This is a genomic window from Lactobacillus sp. UMNPBX12 (assembly GCF_002553955.1).
Taxonomy (GTDB): domain Bacteria; phylum Bacillota; class Bacilli; order Lactobacillales; family Lactobacillaceae; genus Lactobacillus; species Lactobacillus crispatus.
This window is the reverse complement of sequence record NZ_PCYY01000029.1, coordinates 1-21,060: the sequence shown is the minus strand read 5'-3', so window position 1 is coordinate 21,060 and position 21,060 is coordinate 1. Positions and strand designations below refer to the sequence as shown.

General features: G+C 38.1%; 24 protein-coding genes, 2 pseudogenes and 1 other annotated feature. Of the genes and pseudogenes, 24 read left to right on the top strand and 2 right to left on the bottom strand.

The genetic code is table 11. From position 1 onward, the window contains the following. Positions 1 to 133 precede the first annotated feature (133 nt). The 9 genes from CP363_RS09445 (at position 134) to CP363_RS09405 (ending at position 8,926) form a co-directional block, all read left to right on the top strand. The gene (locus CP363_RS09445) at positions 134 to 685 is read left to right on the top strand and encodes a dUTP diphosphatase (RefSeq protein WP_005720412.1); all 552 of its coding nucleotides are present in this window, start codon (positions 134 to 136) and stop codon (positions 683 to 685) included. Continuing rightward, positions 685 to 2,061 (top strand): DNA repair protein RadA, encoded by a 1,377-nt coding sequence (gene radA, locus CP363_RS09440; protein ID WP_005720413.1) that lies wholly within the window; start codon positions 685 to 687, stop codon positions 2,059 to 2,061. Before CP363_RS09445 ends, radA begins: the two co-directional genes overlap by 1 nt. A gap of 77 nt (positions 2,062 to 2,138) precedes the next feature. Next, the gene (gene gltX / locus CP363_RS09435) at positions 2,139 to 3,638 is read left to right on the top strand and encodes a glutamate--tRNA ligase (RefSeq protein WP_005720415.1); all 1,500 of its coding nucleotides are present in this window, start codon (positions 2,139 to 2,141) and stop codon (positions 3,636 to 3,638) included. Between the two features lie 90 nt (positions 3,639 to 3,728). After that, positions 3,729 to 5,162, top strand: a complete 1,434-nt coding sequence (gene cysS, locus CP363_RS09430; protein WP_089142847.1) for a cysteine--tRNA ligase — start codon at positions 3,729 to 3,731, stop codon at positions 5,160 to 5,162. After that, a complete protein-coding gene (locus tag CP363_RS09425) occupies positions 5,155 to 5,598 on the top strand; it encodes a mini-ribonuclease III (protein WP_035443487.1) in 444 nt (147 codons plus the stop codon). Before cysS ends, CP363_RS09425 begins: the two co-directional genes overlap by 8 nt. Then, on the top strand, positions 5,585 to 6,340 hold the full coding sequence (rlmB, locus tag CP363_RS09420) for a 23S rRNA (guanosine(2251)-2'-O)-methyltransferase RlmB (protein ID WP_005724210.1): 756 nt from the start codon (positions 5,585 to 5,587) through the stop codon (positions 6,338 to 6,340). The genes CP363_RS09425 and rlmB overlap by 14 nt, the downstream gene beginning before the upstream one ends. A 133-nt stretch (positions 6,341 to 6,473) precedes the next feature. Further along, positions 6,474 to 7,019 (top strand): DNA-directed RNA polymerase subunit sigma, encoded by a 546-nt coding sequence (locus CP363_RS09415; protein ID WP_005720419.1) that lies wholly within the window; start codon positions 6,474 to 6,476, stop codon positions 7,017 to 7,019. A gap of 63 nt (positions 7,020 to 7,082) precedes the next feature. Beyond that, on the top strand, positions 7,083 to 7,301 hold the full coding sequence (locus CP363_RS09410) for a hypothetical protein (protein ID WP_005720420.1): 219 nt from the start codon (positions 7,083 to 7,085) through the stop codon (positions 7,299 to 7,301). 116 nt (positions 7,302 to 7,417) lie between these two features. After that, complete coding sequence (locus CP363_RS09405; protein WP_061204439.1) at positions 7,418 to 8,926, top strand: gluconokinase; 1,509 nt, start codon at positions 7,418 to 7,420, stop codon at positions 8,924 to 8,926. Between the two features lie 46 nt (positions 8,927 to 8,972). Here the strand turns inward: CP363_RS09405 and CP363_RS09400 are convergent, their stop codons facing one another. Next, complete coding sequence (locus CP363_RS09400; RefSeq protein ID WP_098036176.1) at positions 8,973 to 10,718, bottom strand: 1-deoxy-D-xylulose-5-phosphate synthase; 1,746 nt, start codon at positions 10,716 to 10,718, stop codon at positions 8,973 to 8,975. A 185-nt stretch (positions 10,719 to 10,903) separates the two neighbouring features. Between CP363_RS09400 and rpmG the strand changes: the two genes are divergently transcribed. The 11 genes from rpmG to phoU all read left to right on the top strand — a co-directional run bounded on the left by rpmG (position 10,904) and on the right by phoU (position 18,354). Beyond that, complete coding sequence (gene rpmG, locus CP363_RS09395; protein ID WP_005720427.1) at positions 10,904 to 11,053, top strand: 50S ribosomal protein L33; 150 nt, start codon at positions 10,904 to 10,906, stop codon at positions 11,051 to 11,053. Between the two features lie 9 nt (positions 11,054 to 11,062). After that, entirely contained in the window at positions 11,063 to 11,233 is a 171-nt protein-coding gene (gene secE / locus CP363_RS09390) for a preprotein translocase subunit SecE (RefSeq protein ID WP_005720429.1), read from the top strand. Between the two features lie 108 nt (positions 11,234 to 11,341). Beyond that, entirely contained in the window at positions 11,342 to 11,899 is a 558-nt protein-coding gene (gene nusG, locus CP363_RS09385) for a transcription termination/antitermination protein NusG (protein WP_005721593.1), read from the top strand. A gap of 130 nt (positions 11,900 to 12,029) precedes the next feature. Next, complete coding sequence (rplK, locus tag CP363_RS09380; RefSeq protein ID WP_004045505.1) at positions 12,030 to 12,455, top strand: 50S ribosomal protein L11; 426 nt, start codon at positions 12,030 to 12,032, stop codon at positions 12,453 to 12,455. 77 nt (positions 12,456 to 12,532) lie between these two features. Then, complete coding sequence (gene rplA, locus CP363_RS09375; protein ID WP_005720434.1) at positions 12,533 to 13,225, top strand: 50S ribosomal protein L1; 693 nt, start codon at positions 12,533 to 12,535, stop codon at positions 13,223 to 13,225. Positions 13,226 to 13,344: 119 nt separating this feature from the next. Next, on the top strand, positions 13,345 to 14,211 hold the full coding sequence (locus tag CP363_RS09370) for a phosphate ABC transporter substrate-binding protein (protein ID WP_023488539.1): 867 nt from the start codon (positions 13,345 to 13,347) through the stop codon (positions 14,209 to 14,211). Positions 14,212 to 14,214: 3 nt separating this feature from the next. Further along, positions 14,215 to 15,210 carry a phosphate ABC transporter permease subunit PstC gene (pstC, locus tag CP363_RS09365; RefSeq protein ID WP_089142852.1) on the top strand — a complete coding sequence of 332 codons (996 nt, stop codon included), beginning with the start codon at positions 14,215 to 14,217 and terminating at the stop codon, positions 15,208 to 15,210. Position 15,211: 1 nt separating this feature from the next. Then, the gene (gene pstA, locus CP363_RS09360; RefSeq protein WP_013085844.1) at positions 15,212 to 16,099 is read left to right on the top strand and encodes a phosphate ABC transporter permease PstA; all 888 of its coding nucleotides are present in this window, start codon (positions 15,212 to 15,214) and stop codon (positions 16,097 to 16,099) included. Positions 16,100 to 16,107: 8 nt separating this feature from the next. Then, positions 16,108 to 16,902, top strand: a complete 795-nt coding sequence (gene pstB, locus CP363_RS09355) for a phosphate ABC transporter ATP-binding protein PstB (RefSeq protein ID WP_005720438.1) — start codon at positions 16,108 to 16,110, stop codon at positions 16,900 to 16,902. Position 16,903: 1 nt separating this feature from the next. Beyond that, positions 16,904 to 17,659, top strand: a complete 756-nt coding sequence (pstB, locus tag CP363_RS09350) for a phosphate ABC transporter ATP-binding protein PstB (protein ID WP_065990043.1) — start codon at positions 16,904 to 16,906, stop codon at positions 17,657 to 17,659. A 17-nt stretch (positions 17,660 to 17,676) separates the two neighbouring features. Beyond that, positions 17,677 to 18,354, top strand: a complete 678-nt coding sequence (gene phoU, locus CP363_RS09345; protein WP_005720440.1) for a phosphate signaling complex protein PhoU — start codon at positions 17,677 to 17,679, stop codon at positions 18,352 to 18,354. 60 nt (positions 18,355 to 18,414) lie between these two features. Here phoU and CP363_RS09340 read toward each other — a convergent pair. Continuing rightward, positions 18,415 to 19,034, bottom strand: a pseudogene (locus CP363_RS09340) (IS982 family transposase). Positions 19,035 to 19,115: 81 nt separating this feature from the next. On the opposite strand from CP363_RS09340, the gene CP363_RS09335 reads away from it, so the two are divergent. From CP363_RS09335 to CP363_RS09320, 4 genes and pseudogenes are all read left to right on the top strand, one after another. Continuing rightward, positions 19,116 to 19,319 carry a hypothetical protein gene (locus tag CP363_RS09335; protein WP_227411405.1) on the top strand — a complete coding sequence of 68 codons (204 nt, stop codon included), beginning with the start codon at positions 19,116 to 19,118 and terminating at the stop codon, positions 19,317 to 19,319. Between the two features lie 113 nt (positions 19,320 to 19,432). Further along, positions 19,433 to 19,554, top strand: a sequence feature (ribosomal protein L10 leader region). A gap of 43 nt (positions 19,555 to 19,597) precedes the next feature. Continuing rightward, positions 19,598 to 20,110 carry a 50S ribosomal protein L10 gene (gene rplJ, locus CP363_RS09330; protein WP_005720444.1) on the top strand — a complete coding sequence of 171 codons (513 nt, stop codon included), beginning with the start codon at positions 19,598 to 19,600 and terminating at the stop codon, positions 20,108 to 20,110. 52 nt (positions 20,111 to 20,162) lie between these two features. Next, positions 20,163 to 20,525: a 50S ribosomal protein L7/L12 gene (gene rplL, locus CP363_RS09325; RefSeq protein ID WP_005720445.1), complete on the top strand. Its 363-nt coding sequence runs from the start codon at positions 20,163 to 20,165 to the stop codon at positions 20,523 to 20,525. A gap of 76 nt (positions 20,526 to 20,601) precedes the next feature. Beyond that, positions 20,602 to 21,003, top strand: a pseudogene (locus CP363_RS09320) (ion transporter); the annotation flags it as partial. Positions 21,004 to 21,060 lie beyond the last annotated feature (57 nt).

The following is a 21,060-nucleotide window of genomic DNA, read 5'->3' as shown; positions in this document are numbered from 1 at the left end:
AAAGAAATAAATTTAAGGAATCATTCATCCTTACACAAACTATTTTACAGTCTCGAGAGCTATTTATTTTGTGTTGACTAAAAACATTGTAAAATAGATAACTGTCAAAATAAAAGATAAATGGAGCTTTGGAATGAAAACACGTGGATTTGAAGTAGTCAAAAAGTATCAAGATCAGGAAATTAATCTTCCTCGCAGACAGACCCTAGCCAGTGCAGGCTATGACATCGAAGCAGCTGAAGACATTACTATCCCTAGCATTTGGCGACTAAATTTTGTGCGGATTTTTAGGTTGATTAGAAATGGACACCAGCTGTATGAGCGCGACTATGAGATGGCGGATCAGATTTTAAAGCCGTTGTTAGTGCCAACTGGACTTAAAGCTTATATGCCAGAAGATGAAGTGTTGATTTTAGCTAATCGTTCATCTAATACTTTTAAGCGTAATCTAGCTTTGCCAAATGGGATCGGCGTTATCGATGCAGATTATTACAATAATCCTAACAATGAGGGCGAAATTTTTGTACAAATGATTAATTATGGCGTACGGCCCTTGCACATCAAGAAGGGAGACCGTATTGCTCAAGGCATTTTTATCAAATACTTGAAGACCGACGATGATGATCCAATTAGTCGAAAAAGAGTTAGCGGCTTTGGATCAACTAATGAAAAGAAGGGGGATTAATGGCTAGAGTAAAAACACAATATAAGTGTCGTTCTTGCGGCTATATTTCGGCAAGTTATTTAGGCCGCTGTCCTAACTGTGGTGCCTGGAATCAATTTGAAAAAGAAACTGAAGAAGTGCAAAAGCGTTCTACTAAGGCAACTGCTAGTCGTTTGATTCAGAAGACTGGATTAAATGAACCGGTAAAGCTGGATAAGATTAAAGCTGAAAAAGAAGAACGAATTGTCACTAAATCTGAGGAATTAAACCGCGTTTTAGGTGGTGGTATTGTGCCAGGCTCACTAGTTTTAATTGGTGGAGATCCCGGAATTGGTAAGTCAACCTTGATGTTACAAATTATGAGTGACTTATCTGAAAAATATAAGGTGCTTTACGTTTCGGGAGAAGAATCAGCTAACCAAATCAAATTGCGGGCTGACCGACTGGGTGTAGGTCAAAGTAATATGCTCTTATATCCAGAGACTGACATGCATGATATTCGCGAACAAATCAATGATGTTAAGCCTGACTTTGTTGTGATCGACTCCATTCAAACTATGAATGAACCAAGTCTTGATTCGATGACTGGCTCTGCCTCACAGGTTCGTGAAGTAACAAGTGAATTAATGAAAATTGCCAAGATGGATGCCATTACAGTTTTTGTTATCGGCCACGTTACAAAAGAGGGTGCGATTGCTGGGCCTAAGATCTTGGAACATATGGTGGATACCGTTCTCTATTTTGAAGGGGATGAACACCATTCTTACCGAATTTTGCATTCTGTTAAAAACCGTTTTGGAGCAGCAAACGAAATTGGAATGTTTGAAATGGTTAATGAAGGCTTAAGAGAGGTAACTAATCCATCATCAATTTTTCTGGACCAAAGATTACCTAATTCTACTGGCTCTGCTGTGGTGGTATCGCTTGAAGGAACTAGGCCACTTTTAGCAGAAATTCAGGCTTTGGTTACTCCGACAGCTTTTGGCTATGCTAAAAGGACCACGTCAGGTATTAGTTTTAACAAAGCTTCATTGCTGCTAGCGGTGCTTGAAAAGCGGGGAAACTTAATGTTGCAGAATCAAGATGTCTATTTGACTGCAACTGGTGGGATTAAATTGAATGAACCAGCAATTGATTTAGCAATTGCCATGGCAGTTGCATCCAGTTATACCGATAAAGAAATTTCGCCGACAGATTGTTTTGTAGGCGAAGTGGGCTTAACTGGTGAAGTTCGCCGAGTTGATAAAATCGATGCACGAGTAAAAGAAGCGGCTAAAGTAGGGTTTAAGCGGATCTTTATTCCACGGCATAATATGTATTCTGGATTAAAAGACCATGGCATTGAAGTAATTCCCGTTTCGAGTATTCCCCAAGCTTTAAAATTAGTTTTTGGCTAGCATTAATTGAATTCTTACTATATAACGAGTAAACTAAGATTGTTTGAATTTACTATTTTTTGAAAGAGGCATGAATTTTGGCTAAAGAAAAAATCCGTGTAAGATATGCACCAAGTCCAACTGGTCACTTGCACATTGGTAACGCACGTACTGCACTTTTTAACTATTTATTCGCTCGTCATAACAAGGGTACGATGGTCTTGAGAATTGAAGACACCGACCAAAAGCGTAATGTTAAGGGCGGTTCTAAGTCTCAAATGGAAAACCTTCACTGGTTAGGAATTGACTGGGATGAAGGTCCTGATAAGGGTGGCGACTATGGTCCTTATCGTCAATCAGAAAGAAAAGAAATTTACCAAAAGTATATTGATCAATTGATCGATGAAGGTAAAGCATATTACTCATACAAGACTGAGGAAGAACTTGAAGCACAACGTGAAGAACAACGTGCTGCAGGTGTTGCACCTCACTATACTTACGAATATGAGGGTATGACTGCTGATGAAATTAAGCAAGCTCAAGATGAAGCAAAGGCTAAGGGCTTAAAGCCAGTTGTTCGTATCCACATTCCAGAAATGGAAACTTATTCATGGGATGATATTGTTAAGGGACACCTTGAGTTTGAATCAGACACTATTGGTGGGGATTTCGTTATTCAAAAGCGTGACGGAATGCCAACTTACAACTTTGCCGTAGTTATCGATGACCACTTGATGAAGATCACTCACGTACTTCGTGGTGATGATCACGTTTCTAACACACCTAAGCAATTAGTTGTTTATGAGGCACTTGGTTGGGAACCTCCTAAGTTTGGTCATATGACATTGATCATTAATTCAGAAACTGGTAAAAAACTTTCTAAGCGTGACGAATCAGTTCTTCAATTTATTGAACAATATCGTGATCTTGGTTACTTACCAGAAGCTATGTTTAACTTCATTACTCTTCTTGGTTGGTCACCAAAGGGTGAAAACGAAATCTTTAACAAGCGTGAATTCATCAAGCAATTTGACCCTGCACGTTTGTCTAAGTCACCTGCTGCTTTTGACCAAAAGAAACTTGAATGGATTAACAACCAATACATCAAGAAGGCTGATCGCGACACTTTGCTTGATTTAGCTTTGAACAACTTGCAAGAAGCAGGTCTTGTTGATGAGCATCCAACACCAGAAAAGATGGAATGGGTTCGTCAATTGGTTAACATCTACTCAGTACAAATGTCATACACTAAGCAAATTGTAGACATGGCTAAGATTTTCTTTGAAGAAGCTAAGGATCTTTCAGACGAAGAAATCGAAGAAATCAAGAATGATGATGGCCGTGGTGTAATTGAAGAATTCAAGAAGCAATTAGACCTCATCCCAAGATTTACTTCAGTTCAAATCATGAACGCTATTCAAGCAACTCGTAAGGCTACTGGCATCAAGGGAAGAAAGCTCTTTATGCCAATTAGAATTGCTACCACGCGTTCAATGGTTGGACCTGGTATTGGCGAAGCAATGGAGCTTTTAGGTAAAGAACGTGTATTAGAACACATTGATTTAACCTTGAAGCAAATGAGTGCTAATAATCTTTAATTAGATAAATTGAAAAAGAGGCTGCAAATAAATGCAGCTTCTTTTTTCATCTGCTAAAATAAAAATTAGTTATTTTGACAGAAGGGACAAGTGTTAGCCGTGAGAGTTTATAATACACTGACGCGTAAAAAAGAAGAATTTAAGCCATTAGTTCCAGGACATATCAGCATGTATGTCTGTGGACCAACGGTGTATAACTATATTCACATTGGTAATGCCAGAAGCGCAATTGCTTTTGACACCATTAGACGCTATTTTGAATATAAGGGTTATGACGTTAAGTATGTTTCTAACTTTACTGATGTTGATGACAAGATGATCAACGAAGCGAGAGCTGAAAAAACGACTGTACCCAAATTGGCTGAAAAGTTTATCAATGCTTTTTTGGCTGATACGACAGCGTTAAACATTGAGCCGGCGACTTTGCATCCCCGTGCAACTCATGAAATTAATGACATTATCGCTTTTGTTAAAAGCCTAATTGACAATGGCTATGCTTATGAAGTAGACGGCGATGTTTATTATCGTGCCAAAAAGTTTAAGCATTACGGTCAGTTAAGTGATCAAAATATTGAACAGCTTGAAGAGGGTGCTTCAGAGCACATTAACGATACAGAACAAAGCCGCAAAGAAGATCCAATCGATTTTGCTTTGTGGAAGGCGCAAAAGGAACCCGATGAAATTGCTTGGGATTCACCATGGGGCAAGGGACGGCCAGGCTGGCATATTGAATGTTCTGTCATGAGTACCAAATATTTAGGCGATACGATCGATATTCATGGTGGTGGTCAAGACCTTGAATTTCCGCACCATGAGAATGAAATTGCACAAAGTGAAGCTAAGACCGGGAAAAAGTTTGTTAATTATTGGCTGCATAACGGTTTTGTAACTGTCGGTAAAGATCAGGAAAAGATGTCTAAATCACTGCACAATTTCGTAACAGTGCACGATATTTTAAGGGAAGTTGATCCGCAAGTACTGCGCTTCTTCATGGCTAGCGTACAATATCGCCGCCAAATTAACTATTCTGCTGAAAATTTAGCACAAGCAGCTACAATTTTAGATCGCTTTAAAAATACTTTGACTAATATTAATTACCGTCTAGCAGATGATACAGCTAGTGAAGAATCAGCCGAATTAGCACAGGCGATTATGGCAACTAACGAAAAATTTGAACAGGCGATGGACGATGACTTTAATGTCCAAAATGCTTTAACAGCTATCTATGATTTGTTGCCTGTAGTCAATGCCAACGCTAATGCTGCTAGAGCTGACAAGCAAGAATTGCAAAAGTTTAAAGAGAAATTAGCTAGTTGGTTATTAGTGTTTGGCGTGGATACTAATAAGCTTTGCGTTAAAAATGCTGGCTCCAATGACGATGAAATTGACGCTTTAGTTAAAAAGCGTGATGAGGCTCGAGCAAATAAAGATTGGGCAACTAGTGATCAAATTCGTGATCAATTAAAGGAAATGGGGATCACTATTCAAGATACCCCACAAGGAACTAGGTGGACTCGTGACTAAAATAAAAAAACTAACGGAAGAGGATGTTAATCCGGATACTTTAAATGGACAAACTTTAGCCTATTTAGGGGATGCAGTGTATGAAGTAATTATTCGCAGACACCTAGTTAAAGGCGGTATCGTTAAACCACAAGTATTGCAGCGTGAAGCGACTCACTATGTTTCAGCTAAAGCACAAGCTGCGTTGGTAACTAAGATGCAAGATGAAGAAATGTTAACGGATGATGAATTAGCTGCTTTTCGTCGTGGACGTAATGCTAAAAGTCATACTAAGGCTAAGAATACTAGCTTGAAAACATACCAATTATCAACAGGCTTTGAAGCAATGATTGGTTATCTTGATTTACTGGGGAAAAATGATCGAGTGGCAGACTTAAGCAAGTGGTGTATTGATACTGTAGAAGAGGACGGGCTGAAAAATTATGACTTCAAATAAAGATTTTGTCTTTGGACGCCATGCCGGACTTGATTATTTAAAAACACAAAGTGCCGACAAGATTAATAAGGTTTTTTTGCAACACGGTGTACAAGAAGAATTTGCTAATCAAGTTTATAGTTTAGCTAAAAAAAAGCGTTTAGTTGTTCAAGACGTGCCTAAAAATAAGCTTGATCGTTTGGTTGCTGGTGGCAATCACCAAGGTCTAGTTTTAGCAATTTCTAGCTTTGAATATGCAGATTTAAATCAATTGCTGGACAAGTATGATGCAGAAGGTAAAGAACCATTTTTATTAATGTTGGATTCTATTGAAGACCCTCACAATCTGGGATCAATTTTGCGTTCAGCCGATGCTACTGGCGTTGACGGGATCATTATTCCTAAGCGTCACGCGACTGGCTTAACTTCGGTAGTAGCTAAAACATCTACAGGAGCAATTGATTATGTGCCAGTAGCGCGCGTTAATAATTTAGTTCAAACTACTAAAGAACTGAAGAAACGCGGTTACTGGGTCTTTGGAACTGATATGGCAGGTACTGATTATCGTGAATGGAATGCCCAAGGCAAGACTGTACTGGTAATTGGTAACGAAGGTAAAGGCATCGCCCCATTACTTAAAAAGCAGATGGATCAAACTATTACTTTGCCAATGGTTGGTCACGTACAATCCTTAAATGCTAGTGTGGCAACCGGGGTATTGCTTTATCAAGCTTATAATAGTAGAAATCCATTAGTAAAATAAACAGAAAGTAGACAAAAGTGTGAGTTTTGTCTACTTTTTTAGATACATAAAGCTCATTTCTGTCCATTAAACATGTGTTTTCTTCTCAAACTCAGGGGATAGTCTGTATTCTTTGAGGTGGAGGATAAATTGAATGATTAATGAAGAGAAGCTGATTAAGAAAGTACGGGCAGGAGATGACCAAGCTTTAGAAAAATTGTTTCATTTATATGAGCCGTTAGTAAATTCAATCGTGAAGCAATTCTATTTGCATCATTATGATCGCAAAGATTGGGATCAAGAGGCAATGATTGTTTGTTATGAAGCAGCACTAGTTTTCTCGCCTCAAAAGGGAAAATTTAGCAGTTTATATAAAACTAAATTGTTTAATCATGCACGGACCCTGGTACGTTACAATATGGCACGTCGCAGGCAAATCTATAGTCAATCGATTCCGCTAGAAAAGGCGGACATTCAAGGAAGCGTGAATGAACCATGCCGCTCTGAATTATCGATTCCAGTTGATGAGACTTACAATAATTTTGTTAATAGCTTGTCACACGTTGAATTAATTGCATTATTAACCATAATTGGCGAGATAAGTACAGAGTATGCGATTGATCATCTAAATATTGAAGCAATGAAGCTGGTCAGAGCTCGAGCACGAACTTTACAGAAAATGCGGAAAGTGCTTTTTTGATAGCTGATCAAAAGAAAGTGCGGTATAATAAGTAATGTAGAATATTTTAGGAGGTAATTTAAGATGGCAGACGAAATTATTAAGACTGCATTGTTAGACCGTCACATGAAGGAAGCTTTTGACTGGAGTGATTCAGATATGCCAGTTAGAGATGCCCTTTGGGACTACTTTATGGAAAAGAATGGTAGAGATACCATGAAGACGGAAGAAGATATGCTTCCATTTTTGAAAGACTCAGACGATAAAATCGAAGCCTTCGTTAACGAAAATCTTAAGAAGTAAATCCGACTAAAAAACAATGTTCTACGCACCGTGGTCACGCATAGTTTTGACCACTAAGACAGCTACCTTCTCCGGTGGCTGTTTTTTTATACTAAAATTAAGAAAGAATTTTAAAGATGAAATATATAATTGGCATAGACATAGGAACTACTGCGACTAAAGGTGTGTTGTATGGCGAAGATGGAAGTGAAGTAGCTAAATTGGCAATTTCCTATCCATTGATTCAGGAAGAAGCGGGGCAGGCTGAAGAAGATCCACAGCTTATTTTTGACGCGGTACAGAAAATGATTTATCAATTAAGTCAGAAAGCATCTGGTAAAATTTTGGCAATTTCTTGGTCTAGTCAGATGCACAGCTTAATTGGCTTAGGTGAAAATAATAAGTTACTGACAAACAGCATTACTTGGGCAGATAATCGTAGTAGTGATGTAGTGCAGCGGGCAAAAAAGTCGGGCTGGGCAAGAATGATTTATCAGCAAACGGGGATGCCGCCACATCCGATGGCGCCAGTGTATAAATTGCTGTGGCTTAAAGAAGAACAGCCAACACTTTTTGCACAAGTAAAAAAATGGATTAGTATCAAAGAATATATTATTTGGCGCTTAACTGGAAAAATATTAACTGATACAACTATGGCTGCTGGCAGTGGAATGATGAATTTAAAAACGCTGACCTGGGATGAAAAGATATTGGCTCAGATTGGGCTAGATCAAGTTCAATTGCCGACAATTGCTGATCAACAATCTACTGTGGGTAAAATTATTCCAGAATATCGTGCTAAATTGGGTTTAAATGATGAAACTCAAATCGTTTTGGGCGCAAGCGATGGGTATTTGTCAACGATTGGTGTCGGCGTTTTGGATGAGAAAGATTTTGCATTGAATGTTGGCACTTCTGGTGCGGTTAGAGTAATTGCACCGAAGGCAATTGTTGATCAAAAGAATCGCTTTTTCTGTTACCCTGTTGACGCCAAACATTATTTGCTTGGCGGCCCTGTAAATAATGGTGGAATTGTGTTCGATTGGGCCAGAAAAACAATTTTTGGCCCAGATGAAACGGCAGAGGATGTCTTAAATGTGGCACAAACTGCTCCGGCTGGAAGTAATGGATTGTTGTTTCATCCTTATCTTGGTGGTGAACGAGCTCCAATTTGGAATGCTCAAGCACGTGGATCTTTTGTTGGCTTGACGCGAAATCACACTAAACCGCAGATGGCTAGAAGTGTTTTGGAGGGAATTGTTTTTAACTTGCTTGGCGCCTCTCAAGGATTGCTTGATCAAGTGGGACAGCCTCAAGCTTTACGTGTTACTGGTGGCTTTGTGCAAAGTGATTTTGTTAGACAATTAATCGCGGACATTTTTAACTTACCAGTGATTGTAATTAAAAATGAGCAGTGTGGTACCCTAGCAGCTATGTTTTTAGCTAAAACTGCATTAGAAGATAAGCCAGACCTGGAAAAGATTAAAAAGCGTACTGCCGAAAGCCAAGTTTATTTTCCAAATCCCCAAAATGTAGCGATTTATCAAGAATTGATTCTCGTTTATCGAAAAATTGAGCATGAACTTGAAGCCTCTTATGAAGATTTGGCTCAGTTTCAAGATAAGCATCCACAGAAATTTGAGTAAAACAAAAAAGACGCATTGCGTCTTTTTTTCATAGATTGATTAACTATTAAGCATTTTCAATATCTTCAACAATCTGATCAACTGTCATACGATTGTCTTTCAAAATTTCTTTCAAAGGTACTTGATCAGTATAGACACGTTTTTGGCCGTAGTTGAGTACTTTAATATCCTTGTCGCCAAGGTAGGAAGCTACTTTTTCACCAAAACCGCCGTCCAAAATATTGTCTTCAATAGTAACAATAACTTTGTTTTCTTGAGTCAATTTGTCTAAAGCGGCAGTGTCTAAAATATTAGCAGAAACTGGATTTACTAAGCTAGCACCTGTCTTTTCAGCCACCTTTTTACCTAGCATATCGTACATATCACCTAACGCTAAAACAGCAACATCTTTACCTGGTTTAATGTCGTACTTGATTTCTGAATAGTCAACAGCAGTAATTTCTTTACCTTCAGGAACATCTTTGGTAGGCATCTTAATTGCTACAGGATGCTTCTTTTGCTTAATAGCCCATTCCATCATTGCCTTTTCTTCGGCTAAGTTAGTTGGAGCAAGGTAGATCCAGTTAGGCAAGTTAGAAATCATTACTTGATCAAACACACCTAGGTGAGTCTTACTTGTGCCAGAAATGCCACCACCAGCAACCATCATTACAACTGGTAAATCATTAGCGGCAACATCGTGTGATAATTGATCAAATGCACGTTGCAAGAAGGTTGAATTTTCAAATAAAATTGGAGTTGCACCTTCCTTAGCCATTCCGGCAGCGAAGGCAACGGATTCTTGTTCAGCAATTCCTACATCATGGTAGTTTTCAGGATATTTGTTTTTAATTCTGTCTAAGCCGAAAACGCCGGGAATTGCGGCATTGATAGCCATGATCTTTTCACCATTATTGATGTGATCTTCAAGAACATCGAGTGCAATAGAGCTAGCGGTCGGACCTTCAGGCATTGCTACTGTCGTCTTGTCAGTCTTTAAATCGAATGGCATTACCCAGTGGTGTGCTTCTTCGTTGTCGATTGCAGGTTGATAACCTTTGCCCTTGAGAGTGTTGATATGAAGCAAAATAGGGTGATCAACATTTTTAACTGCTTTAAAAGCATCGATCATTGATTGGATATCATTACCATCTGCGACATAACGGTAATCAAAGCCTATTGCAGTAAATGGATTTTCTTTGGTTTCACCATTAGAATCACGTAGTTTCTTTAAAGCAGTAACTAAGCCACCGACGTTATCATCAATTGACATTTGATTGTCGTTTACCACTACAACTAAGTTATGCTTTTCAATTGCAGCGTTGTTTAGCCCTTCATAAGCAAGGCCACCGGTCATTGAACCATCACCAATTAAGGCCATGATGTTTTCATGTTTGCCCATTAAATCGCGTGCTTTAGCCATCCCAGTTGCTAAGGCAATTGAGGTAGATGTGTGACCGACGGCGTAATAGTCATATGGGCTTTCATCAGGGTTGCTATATGGAGTTACATCTTCATAGTGGTCTGGATCAAGCCAAGCGAGTGCACGTCCAGTTAACATTTTGTGCGGGTAAGTTTGGTGGGAAACATCCCAGACAATCTTGTCCTTTGGTGCATCAAAAACATAGTGATAAGCAATTGTAGCTTCAACGATTCCTAAGTCGGGACCTAGGTGACCACCTTCAGCGGCATCTTTTTCTAAGATTAGAGTCCTAATTTCACTGGCTAACTTTTCCATTTCTGGAAGAGATAATTTTTTTAAATCAGCAGGACCAGAAATTTTATTCAATAGATATTCAGGATGTTTATTCATTATTATGTCCTTTCTAACAAGTAGTTACACTTATTATAGATAAGCAAAAATCAAAATAAAAATATTTAGTTGTAATTGAGCTCGATTACTTTTAGTAATGTAAATCAGATTATTGACGTAGGAAGGGGCAACAGTATAAAATACTGAGTAAGTATGTGTTTTTATAAAAGTTTGGAAGTGAGATTATGGCAGTGAAAAAAGCAGCCTTAGCCTGCAGTGTTTGTGGGTCACGCAACTACTCAATCACCGCAAGTAAGAATCGCACTCAGCGACTTGAACTTCAAAAGTTTTGCAAACATTGCGGTAAGAAGACATTGCATAAGGAAACGAGGTAAATAAAGCTAATGATTAAGTTTTTTAAGAGTGTTGGTCATGAAATGAAATTGGTTAAATGGCCATCCGCAAAGCAAAATAGACGTGATACAGCAACTGTTATTACTAGTTCAATTTTATTTGCGGCATATTTAGGTGCACTTGACTGGCTCTTCACTTGGTTGACTCAAAGATTAATGTAATTGCTAGCAGAATTAGAAATTATCAGCGATTCATGCTATAATATTGACAGCTAAAAGAAAACCTCTGTGGGAGGTTTTTTTGTTTACCTAAAATTTAAGGAGAAAAATATGGTCGAAACAGCACAAAAGAAATGGTACGTTTTGCATACTTATTCAGGCTATGAAGACAAGGTTAAGTCAGACTTGTTGTCACGTGCACAAAGCATGGGGATGCAAGACTACATTTTCCGTGTAATGGTTCCAGAAGAAGAAAAAGTAGAAACCGTTCGCGGCAAGAAACAAGAAATTGAAGAAAAGATTTTCCCAGGATATGTTTTAGTTGAAATGGTAATGACTGATGAAAGTTGGTTCATCGTTAGAAACACACCTAATGTAACTGGGTTCGTTGGCTCACACGGTGGTGGTTCTAAGCCATCACCACTTCTTGATGAAGAAGTAACGCGTTTGCTTAAGAATCAAGGTCAACCTGCTAAGAAACCAGTAGTTAACTTTGATATTGGCGAATCAGTAACTATTACTGAAGGTGCATTTAATGGCATGGTAGGTAAGATTACTGATATTCAACCAGATAAGTACAAATTATACGTATCAGTTGACATGTTTGGTCGTGCGACTACTGCTGAACTTGATTATGATCAAGTTAAGAAGCTTGACGAAAACGAATAATATTTAGAATTTTTAGTTGTAATTGTACCCAAACGATGTTATTCTAATACGGTACGTTTATTATTGTGGGAGGAGAAAAAAGGAAAATTCTCCATTTTAACCGCATCACGGAATCAAGGAGGTTTTGACCGTGGCAAAGAAAGTTATTAACGTAGTTAAGTTACAAATCCCAGCTGGCGCTGCTACCCCAGCACCTCCAGTTGGTCCTGCATTGGGTCAAGCTGGTATTAACATTGTTGGTTTTACTAAGGACTTCAATGCTAGAACCGCTGACCAAAAGGGCATGATTATCCCTGTAGTTATTACTGTATATGAAGATCGTTCATTCGAATTCATTACTAAGACTCCACCAGCACCAGTTCTTTTAAAGCAAGCTGCTAAGATCCAAAAGGCTTCTGGTGAACCTAATACCAAGAAGGTTGGTAAGGTAACCAAGGACCAAGTTAAGGAAATTGCCGAGACTAAGATGAAAGACCTTAACGCTGCTGATATTGAAGCTGCTATGCGCATGGTTGAAGGTACCGCTAGAAGTATGGGTATCGAAGTCGAAGACTAATCCTGTTATTTAGGTAACAAATTAGGTGGGAGAGTTAAGAGAAGCTCGTTTGACCACATATACAAGGAGGAAATCACATGCCAAAGCATGGTAAGAAATATTTAGATGCTGCCAAGAAGGTAGACTCAAATAAATTATACTCAGTAGCAGAAGCTATGAAACTTGTTAAGGAAACTTCATACGCAAACTTTGATGCTACTGTTGATGTAGCTTACAACTTAAGCGTAGATCCTAAGCAAGCTGACCAACAAATTCGTGGTTCTATCGTTTTACCAAATGGTACCGGTAAGACCCAAACCGTTGTAGTATTTGCTGAAGGCCCACAAGCTGATCAAGCTAAGGCTGCAGGTGCTGACTTTGTTGGCTCAGATGACTTGGTAGAAAAGATCCAAGGCGGCTGGTTAGACTTTGACGTTGTAGTAGCTACTCCAATGATGATGGCTAAGGTAGGTCGTTTAGGTCGTATTCTTGGACCTAAGGGCTTAATGCCTAACCCTAAGACTGGTACTGTTACTATGGATATCGAAAAGGCTGTTAAGAATGTTAAGGCTGGTCAAGTTGAATACCGTGTTGACCGCCAAGCAGCTATTCACACTCCTATTGGTAAGGTATCATTCACTGAAGACCAATTAGTTGAAAACTTTGACGCATTACGCGACGTTATCTTACGTGCTCGTCCAGCTTCAGCTAAGGGTCAATACATTAAGAGTGTTGCTGTTTCAGCAACCTTTGGCCCAGGGATCAAGCTTGATCCATTAAACTTGGACTAATTTAAAATAGACTATTAAAAGCCTCGCTATTGCGAGGCTTTTTTCTATTCATTGACCTATTATTTTCGAACATGGTATCATAAATTGAACTTACAAATCTATATATTAAGGATAATGTCATGAAAAAGCATTCTATTGGAAAACTAGTCATTATGTTGGTGCTAATGCTAGCTTTTGTTACGGGCTGTGCTAATAATGGTTCTAAAATCACTATTGTTGGTTCAAGTGCAATGCAGCTTTTAGCAGAACAAGCAGGTAATGATTATCGCTTAAGTCATCAAGACAGCAACATTGTCGTGCAGGGTGGAGGATCAGGTACAGGATTGAGCCAGGTTCAAGCTGGTGCAGTCCAGATTGGAACCTCTGATGTTTTTGCCGAAACACAAAAGGGAATTGATGCCAAGAAACTTCGTGATTATAAAATTGCAGTAGTTGGTATTGTTCCAATTGTTAATAAGGGTGTAGGTGTGAAAAATGTTTCGCAAAAGCAATTGAAACAGATCTTCACTGGTAAATTAACGAATTGGAAGCAACTAGGTGGCAAAAATGAAGCCATAACTGTGATCAATCGTTCTAAGGGAAGTGGTACTAGATCTGCTTTCGAAGATATAATTTTACAAGGAACAAAACCAGTTAAGTCGCAAGAACAGGACTCTAACGGTGCCGTTAAAAAGATTGTTAATTCAACGCCGGGTACGATTAGTTACTTGTCCTTTCCTTATGCTCATGATACCAATATTCAAAAGTTGAGTATTAATGGGGTAAAGCCAACTAACAAAAATATTACTACTAATAAGTGGAAGATTTGGTGTTATGAGCACATGTACACTAAGGGTAAGCCCAACAAACAAACTAAAGCGTTTATTAATTATATGTTAGGTGAAAAAGTACAAAAAGATCTTGTACCTAAGATTGGGTACCTCAGTATCAATGAAATGAAAGTAACTCGTAATAGCAAGAATCAAGTTACACAAATAGGAAAATAGTTCATGGATAAGAAGGATAAATTAAAGGAAGTTGTTGATCAAGCAATTGCTAGTCAACACGTTCCACACGTTAAATTAAAAAAGATGGGTCCGACTAGTGTTGATATTGATAAATTAACCAAGCCATCTAAAGAGACTCATCAAGAATATTGGGGCAAGGGTTTAACTTACTTGGCAATTGTTTTGATTATTGTCTTAGTTGTCTCAATTATCGGCTTTGTCGGCTATCACGGCTTGGCTACTTTTGTCAGCGATCATGTTAATGTCTTTCACTTTTTGACTTCAACTGATTGGGACCCGGGTGAGGGCAAGAATCATGTTGGTGCTGCGGTAATGATCGTTACTTCGTTCTTAGTAACTATTTTAGCAGCATTGGTAGCCACCCCGTTTGCAATTGCAATAGCTCTTTATATGACTGAATATTCATCTAAAAAGGGTGCCAATTTCTTACAGTCAGTGACTGAATTATTAGTTGGAATTCCGTCTGTAGTTTATGGTTTCTTGGGATTAACTATCATCGTGCCTGTGATCAGAAAACTATTTGGTGGAACAGGTTTTGGTATTTTAGCAGCTACGTTGGTGTTGTTCGTTATGGTTTTACCAACAATCACATCATTAACGGTTGATAGTTTAAAGGCTGTACCAAGTCATTTTAGAAAAGCTTCAATGGCCTTAGGTTCTACGCATTGGCAGACTATTTATCATGTTGTTTTGCGAGTTGCTACGCCTAGAATTTTGACGGCGGTAATCTTCGGAATGGCAAGGGCCTTCGGTGAAGCTTTAGCCGTACAAATGGTTATCGGTAATGCCGTCTTGATGCCATACAATTTGGTCAGTCCATCAGCAACATTAACTAGCCAATTAACTAGTCAAATGGGAAATACGGTCATGGGAACTTTGCCAAACAATGCATTATGGTCATTAGCATTATTGCTTTTAATTATGTCTTTGGTATTTAATTTCCTAGTTAAGTTAATTGGAAAGAAGGGACAAAAGTAATATGGATGCAAAAAAGAAAGATAAATTAGCTACGGCGATTATCTATATTTTGGTAGGAATTGTTGTATTAATTTTGGCCGGTATCCTAGGTGATATCTTGATTACAGGTATTCCACATTTGTCCTGGCACTTTTTGAGTTCTGAAGCCTCATCATACCAAGCTGGTGGTGGGGTACGTGATCAACTTTTCAATTCAATTTATTTGTTAATTTTGACTACTATTATCTCCTTACCAATTGCTTTAGGAGCAGCAATTTATCTAGCAGAATATGCTAAAGATAATTGGGTGACCAATTTGATTAGAACTACAATTCAAATTCTTAGTTCATTACCATCAATTGTAGTTGGCTTATTTGGTTATTTATTGTTTGTAGTTCAATTTGGCTTTGGTTTTTCAATTATTTCTGGTGCTTTAGCTTTGACCTTCTTTAATTTGCCAATTTTAACTAGCAATATTGAAGAAGCAATCAAGGGCGTCCCACAAGATCAACGTGAAGCAGGATTGGCTTTAGGATTATCTAATTGGAAAACTATTCGCGGAATTGTTTTACCCGCTGCTCTTCCCGGAATTTTAACTGGAATTATTTTGAGTGCGGGCCGAATCTTCGGGGAAGCTGCTGCTTTGATCTATACAGCGGGACAAAGTGGATCAACAGTCAATTATGCGGACTGGAATCCATTTAGTCCAACTAGTCCACTTAATGTAATGCGGCCAGCCGAAACATTGGCGGTCCACATTTGGAAAGTAAATACTGAAGGAATTATTCCTGATGCCACGATTGTTTCAGCAGCTACTTCAGCGCTCTTGGTTATTGTGGTAATCGTATTTAATTTAGGTGCACGTTATTTAGGCAATAAATTGTACCGCAAGTTAACTGCAGCTAAGTAGGTGAAATAATGCAAGATTTAAAACCTAGCTATATTAAAACTTTTGCAAATGATGATTTGGAATTATCAACTGAAGATTTAAGTGTTCTTTATGGCGGTAAGGTACAAAAATTATTTGATGCCAGTCTTCAATTTAAAAAGAACACGATTACAGCTTTGATCGGTGCTTCGGGTTCAGGTAAATCAACATTTTTACGTTCATTAAATCGAATGAATGATCGAGTAGCAACTGTTAACGGAAAAATCTGGTTTCATGGTTTAGATGTGAATAAGCCTAATATCAATGTTTATGAATTAAGAAAAAACATTGGCATGGTTTTTCAGCGGCCTAATCCATTTCCTAAATCAATTAGAGAAAATATTGTTTATGCTTTGAAGGCAGATGGACATAAGGATCGGGCAGAACTTGATCGAGTTGTAGAAGAAAGTTTGCGTGCGGCTGCTTTATGGGATGAAGTTAAAGATAAGCTGGATAAAAGTGCATTAGCATTGTCGGGTGGTCAACAACAGCGTTTATGCATTGCTCGTGCTTTAGCTGTTAAGCCAGAAATTTTACTACTGGACGAACCTGCCAGCGCTTTGGATCCTGTTTCTACTTCTAAACTGGAAGATACCCTTAAGCAGTTGAGGAGTAAGTATACTATGATTATGGTAACTCACAACATGCAGCAAGCCTCAAGAATTAGTGATTATACTGCATTCTTCCATTTAGGACATGCAATTGAATATAATTCAACGGCAGAGATCTTTACTAATCCTAAGGGTAAGATTACTGAAAACTATATTCAGGGAAGTTTTGGATAAAATGACAACAATAATTTCAGCAAAAGATGTACATCTAAGTTATGGCAATTATGAAGCACTGCACGGGATCAGTCTTGATTTTAAGAAAAAAGAATTAACAGCTTTGATCGGTCCAAGTGGTTGTGGTAAATCTACTTTTTTACGCTGTCTTAATCGAATGAACGATGACATCGAAAACATTAAGATCACAGGTGAAATCAAGTTTGAAGGCCAAGATATCTATAATTCTAAAATGGATTTGGTCAGTCTACGTAAAGAAGTCGGCATGGTTTTTCAACAGCCAACCCCATTCCCGTTTTCCGTATATGACAATGTGGCTTATGGCTTAAAAATTGCTGGTGTTAAAGACAAAGAGCTAATTGATCAGCGGGTAGAAGAGAGTCTTAAGCAAGCTGCTATTTGGAAAGAAACAAGGGACAATTTAACTAGAAACGCTCAAGCATTTTCAGGAGGACAGCAGCAAAGAATTTGTATTGCTCGTGCGTTGGCTGTTAGACCTAAAGTTGTTTTATTAGATGAGCCCACAAGTGCGCTTGACCCAATTTCAAGTAGTGAGATTGAAGAGACACTGATGGAACTAAAGCATCAGTATACTTTTATTATGGTGACTCACAATTTGCAGCAAGCAGGACGAATTTCTGATCAGACCGCCTTTTTGATGAATGGCGATTTGATTGAAGCTGGTCCAACTGAAGAAATGTTTATTGCACCTAAGAAACAAATCACAAGTGATTATCTTAACGGTCGTTTTGGTTAAAATTTTGAGGTAAAAAGATGCACGAAATATTTTTGGATGAACTGAAAAAATTAAATACACAATTTATGGAAATGGGTGTCCTCGTCAACGATGATATTGACCATGCTACCCGTGCTTTTGTTGATCATGATAAAAAGACTGCGCAGTCAATGGTTGATGATGAAGAAAAGATTCCTACAGAATCAATTAATATTCAAAAGCAAGCCTTAAAATTAATGGCCTTGCAGCAACCGGTAGCTACTGATTTTAGAGTTGTTATCAGTATTTTAAAGGCCACTACTGACTTGGAGCGAATTGGTGAAAATGCTATGAGTATTGCTCTGGAAACAATCAGAGTAAAAGGTAATCCTCGTATTCCAGAAGTTGAAGAAATTATTTCTAATATGACACATAATGTGCGACATATGTTAATTCAAGTTTTAACTGCTTACGTGCAAGATGATGAAAAAATGGCACGTGAAGTGGCTAGTCGTGATAGCATGATTGACCACGACTATGTAAGAGCTCGTCAATTGATCGTTGATGGAATTGAAGATGATCCTTCGCGTGCAATGGCTTCATCAAGCTATTTTGTAGTTACCCGTTTACTTGAACGAATCGGTGACCACATTGTTAACTTGGCTAGCTGGGTGGTTTATAAAACTACGGGTGAACTAGAAGAACTATCTAATTCAACTGAAAGTGAAACGATTTAAATAAAGTACCGTAAAAAGCGGTGCTTTTTTTGTAATAAAAAACAGTTGATACGCGTGGTGCTAGTTAAATCGTTCTAGACAATATGCCATATTATAAGCTAAAATAGCTATTTCTAGCCGCTGTTGAAAGCCTACTGGACTTCTTGCTCGATTATTCTCAGCGTTGTAATAACTAAGCAAAGAAAAGTCGCTTTCAATGCTTCTTCTAATTGCCATCATCGCTTACTATTGCGTGGACCTTGAAGCCATAATAATAGACTTTCTTGGTTGCTTTATAACCAATATCAGCTACGCCCCGAAAGATCTTGACACGATAATTGCGAACAGGCTGGGAAACTATCAATAATCAAAAATTCTCCAGCTGTCTTTACTTCTTGATTCCAAGCCTGACGGATATAACGAATTAGAGGCAAGAGCATTCGAGCTCGACGGTTAAAACGAGAATGAGATAAGCCAACGAAGAATTTACAGAATCGTCGTTGAGATTCAATTCCAATTTCAGTTTGCCAAATGAGCATCGCTAAGATAGAACTATCAGGAAGCTTGGTCTGATCAACATTTTTACGATGTTTAAGTCCATCAGGCGCATAAAGCTTATATAGCGAGCGACAAATCACATTTAACCGATTAAAACTAACTTGTAAATGGTGAGAAAAACGCTTAAGCTTGAGATAGTTCAATTAGATCAGACTATTTTCTATTTAAATTACTTACAACTTTTATTAACTAAAACGATTTAACTAGCACCACGCGTATAATTAATGAATATTTCAAAAACTGTATTGGCGTTATACCAAACAATTATTGGTGAAAAACAGAAACGCTTAATTAAGACAGCAGATGCTTATTTGGACATTAACTACGGTGATAAAGTTTATCAGATAATTGATCAAGTTAAGGAACGTAATATTCCAATTTTGTCTTTTGGGGATACAGCAGATCAAAACAATACTTACTCAAACTAGACTGTTTTTGGCAATGATCAAGTAGACGAGATGGTGGATAAAATTAATGAAATCATCAATAACCAAAATAAATAAAATTATCTTTTGCATTTTACAGCAAAGCTTGCTATAATAATTAACTGTAAATTCTACCTAAGACTCGGGTGGCATGACGCCTCAAAATCCCGCCGAGGCCAGAAGATGATGAAGATTTTTATGCTCCATGTCTTTCGGCATGGAGTTTTTGCTTTTTTAAGGCCTTATAGAATTTATCAATGTGATCATGGAGGTGAAATAATTTGAGTAAAGCTGCTATTGCTGAAAAAGAAAAGTTCGTTGATGCATTTGCTGAAGAACTTAAAGCTGCTAAGGCAATCTTGGTAATTAACTACCTTGGTTTGACTGTTGAAGAAGTTACTAACATGCGTAAGGAACTTCGTGATAACGATGTTAAGATGAAGGTTATCAAGAACACCTACTTAAGACGTGCTGCTGCTAAGGCTGGTATCGAAGGTCTTGATGATACTTTTGTTGGACCAACTGCTGTTATCTACACTGATAACGCTGATGACGTTACTGAACCTGCACGTATCGTTTCTAAGTACGAAGATGACTTTGACGTTATCGAAATTAAGGGTGGTATGCTTGAAGGTAAGTTGACTTCTAAGGATGAAATCAAGGAACTTGCTGCTATCCCAGGCCGCGAAGGTTTGCTTTCAATGCTTGTTTCTGTATTACAAGCTCCTGTACGCGACTTCGCATATGCTGTTAAGGCTGTTGCTGAATCTAAGGATGAAGACTCAGCTGAATAATAAAGAAATTTATATTTAATATCTAAATTCTAATTTTTCGGAGGATACTTAAATGGCTTTAGATACTGATAAGATTATTGAAGAATTGAAGGGTGCTACCATCCTTGAATTGAACGACCTTGTAAAGGCTATTGAAGACGAATTTGACGTTACTGCTGCTGCTCCAGTTGCTGCTGCAGGTGCTGCAGACGCAGGTGCTGCTAAGTCAGAATTCGACGTTGAATTGACTGAAGCAGGTCAAGAAAAGGTTAAGGTTATTAAGGCAGTTCGTGACATTACTGGTCTTGGCCTTAAGGACTCAAAGGACCTTGTTGATGGTGCTCCTAAGAACGTTAAGGAAGGCGTTTCAGAAGACGAAGCTAACGACATCAAGGCTAAGCTTGAAGAAGTTGGTGCTACTGTAACCCTTAAATAGTTACAGCCCAACTGGGCAACTATGAATAAGCTCTTTGCTATGTGCGAAGAGCTTATTTTTTTGTATAATTAAATTTATGATGAAAGATATAGAAAGAAGACTAACGCCATATCAATGGGTAATGGCCATTTTAGCTATTATTTCGATTTTTTTGATTATTTTAGATTTTGCTGCGGTTATTAATATTGATGAACCGACTAGTAAATGGTTCTGGATCAATAGTGCAATTGTAGTATATTTTGCAATTGATTACTTTCGTGGCTTACATGCAGCAGAAGACAAGAAACTATATTTCAAAACTCACATTTATGACTTGCTGAGTATTATTCCAATGGGGTTATTGTTTATCAGCTTAAATATTTTTAATTTATCTGGGCTGGTATCAGATTTGCGGCTTTTGCGTTTGATTCGATTAGCTGGTTTGATGGGAAAATTACGTAATATTTTTCATACTAATGGCCTACTCTATGTAATCTTTTTGGTTCAGTATAAATTCTTGTGTAAATAGAAATTAGATAACAAAAAAAGAAGGGTT

Coding starts and splice junctions, on each gene's coding strand:
- pstC (WP_089142852.1), top strand. CDS start 14,215: ATGGATAAGAAGGATAAATTAAAGGAAGTTGTTGATCAAGCAATTGCT.
- CP363_RS09405 (WP_061204439.1), top strand. CDS start 7,418: ATGAAATATATAATTGGCATAGACATAGGAACTACTGCGACTAAAGGT.
- secE (WP_005720429.1), top strand. CDS start 11,063: ATGATTAAGTTTTTTAAGAGTGTTGGTCATGAAATGAAATTGGTTAAA.
- CP363_RS09445 (WP_005720412.1), top strand. CDS start 134: ATGAAAACACGTGGATTTGAAGTAGTCAAAAAGTATCAAGATCAGGAA.
- radA (WP_005720413.1), top strand. CDS start 685: ATGGCTAGAGTAAAAACACAATATAAGTGTCGTTCTTGCGGCTATATT.
- pstB (WP_065990043.1), top strand. CDS start 16,904: ATGACAACAATAATTTCAGCAAAAGATGTACATCTAAGTTATGGCAAT.
- rplA (WP_005720434.1), top strand. CDS start 12,533: ATGCCAAAGCATGGTAAGAAATATTTAGATGCTGCCAAGAAGGTAGAC.
- pstB (WP_005720438.1), top strand. CDS start 16,108: ATGCAAGATTTAAAACCTAGCTATATTAAAACTTTTGCAAATGATGAT.
- phoU (WP_005720440.1), top strand. CDS start 17,677: ATGCACGAAATATTTTTGGATGAACTGAAAAAATTAAATACACAATTT.
- rpmG (WP_005720427.1), top strand. CDS start 10,904: ATGGCAGTGAAAAAAGCAGCCTTAGCCTGCAGTGTTTGTGGGTCACGC.
- CP363_RS09410 (WP_005720420.1), top strand. CDS start 7,083: ATGGCAGACGAAATTATTAAGACTGCATTGTTAGACCGTCACATGAAG.
- CP363_RS09415 (WP_005720419.1), top strand. CDS start 6,474: ATGATTAATGAAGAGAAGCTGATTAAGAAAGTACGGGCAGGAGATGAC.
- CP363_RS09400 (WP_098036176.1), bottom strand. CDS start 10,718: ATGAATAAACATCCTGAATATCTATTGAATAAAATTTCTGGTCCTGCT.
- rplL (WP_005720445.1), top strand. CDS start 20,163: ATGGCTTTAGATACTGATAAGATTATTGAAGAATTGAAGGGTGCTACC.
- pstA (WP_013085844.1), top strand. CDS start 15,212: ATGGATGCAAAAAAGAAAGATAAATTAGCTACGGCGATTATCTATATT.
- rlmB (WP_005724210.1), top strand. CDS start 5,585: ATGACTTCAAATAAAGATTTTGTCTTTGGACGCCATGCCGGACTTGAT.
- CP363_RS09335 (WP_227411405.1), top strand. CDS start 19,116: ATGAATATTTCAAAAACTGTATTGGCGTTATACCAAACAATTATTGGT.
- CP363_RS09370 (WP_023488539.1), top strand. CDS start 13,345: ATGAAAAAGCATTCTATTGGAAAACTAGTCATTATGTTGGTGCTAATG.
- nusG (WP_005721593.1), top strand. CDS start 11,342: ATGGTCGAAACAGCACAAAAGAAATGGTACGTTTTGCATACTTATTCA.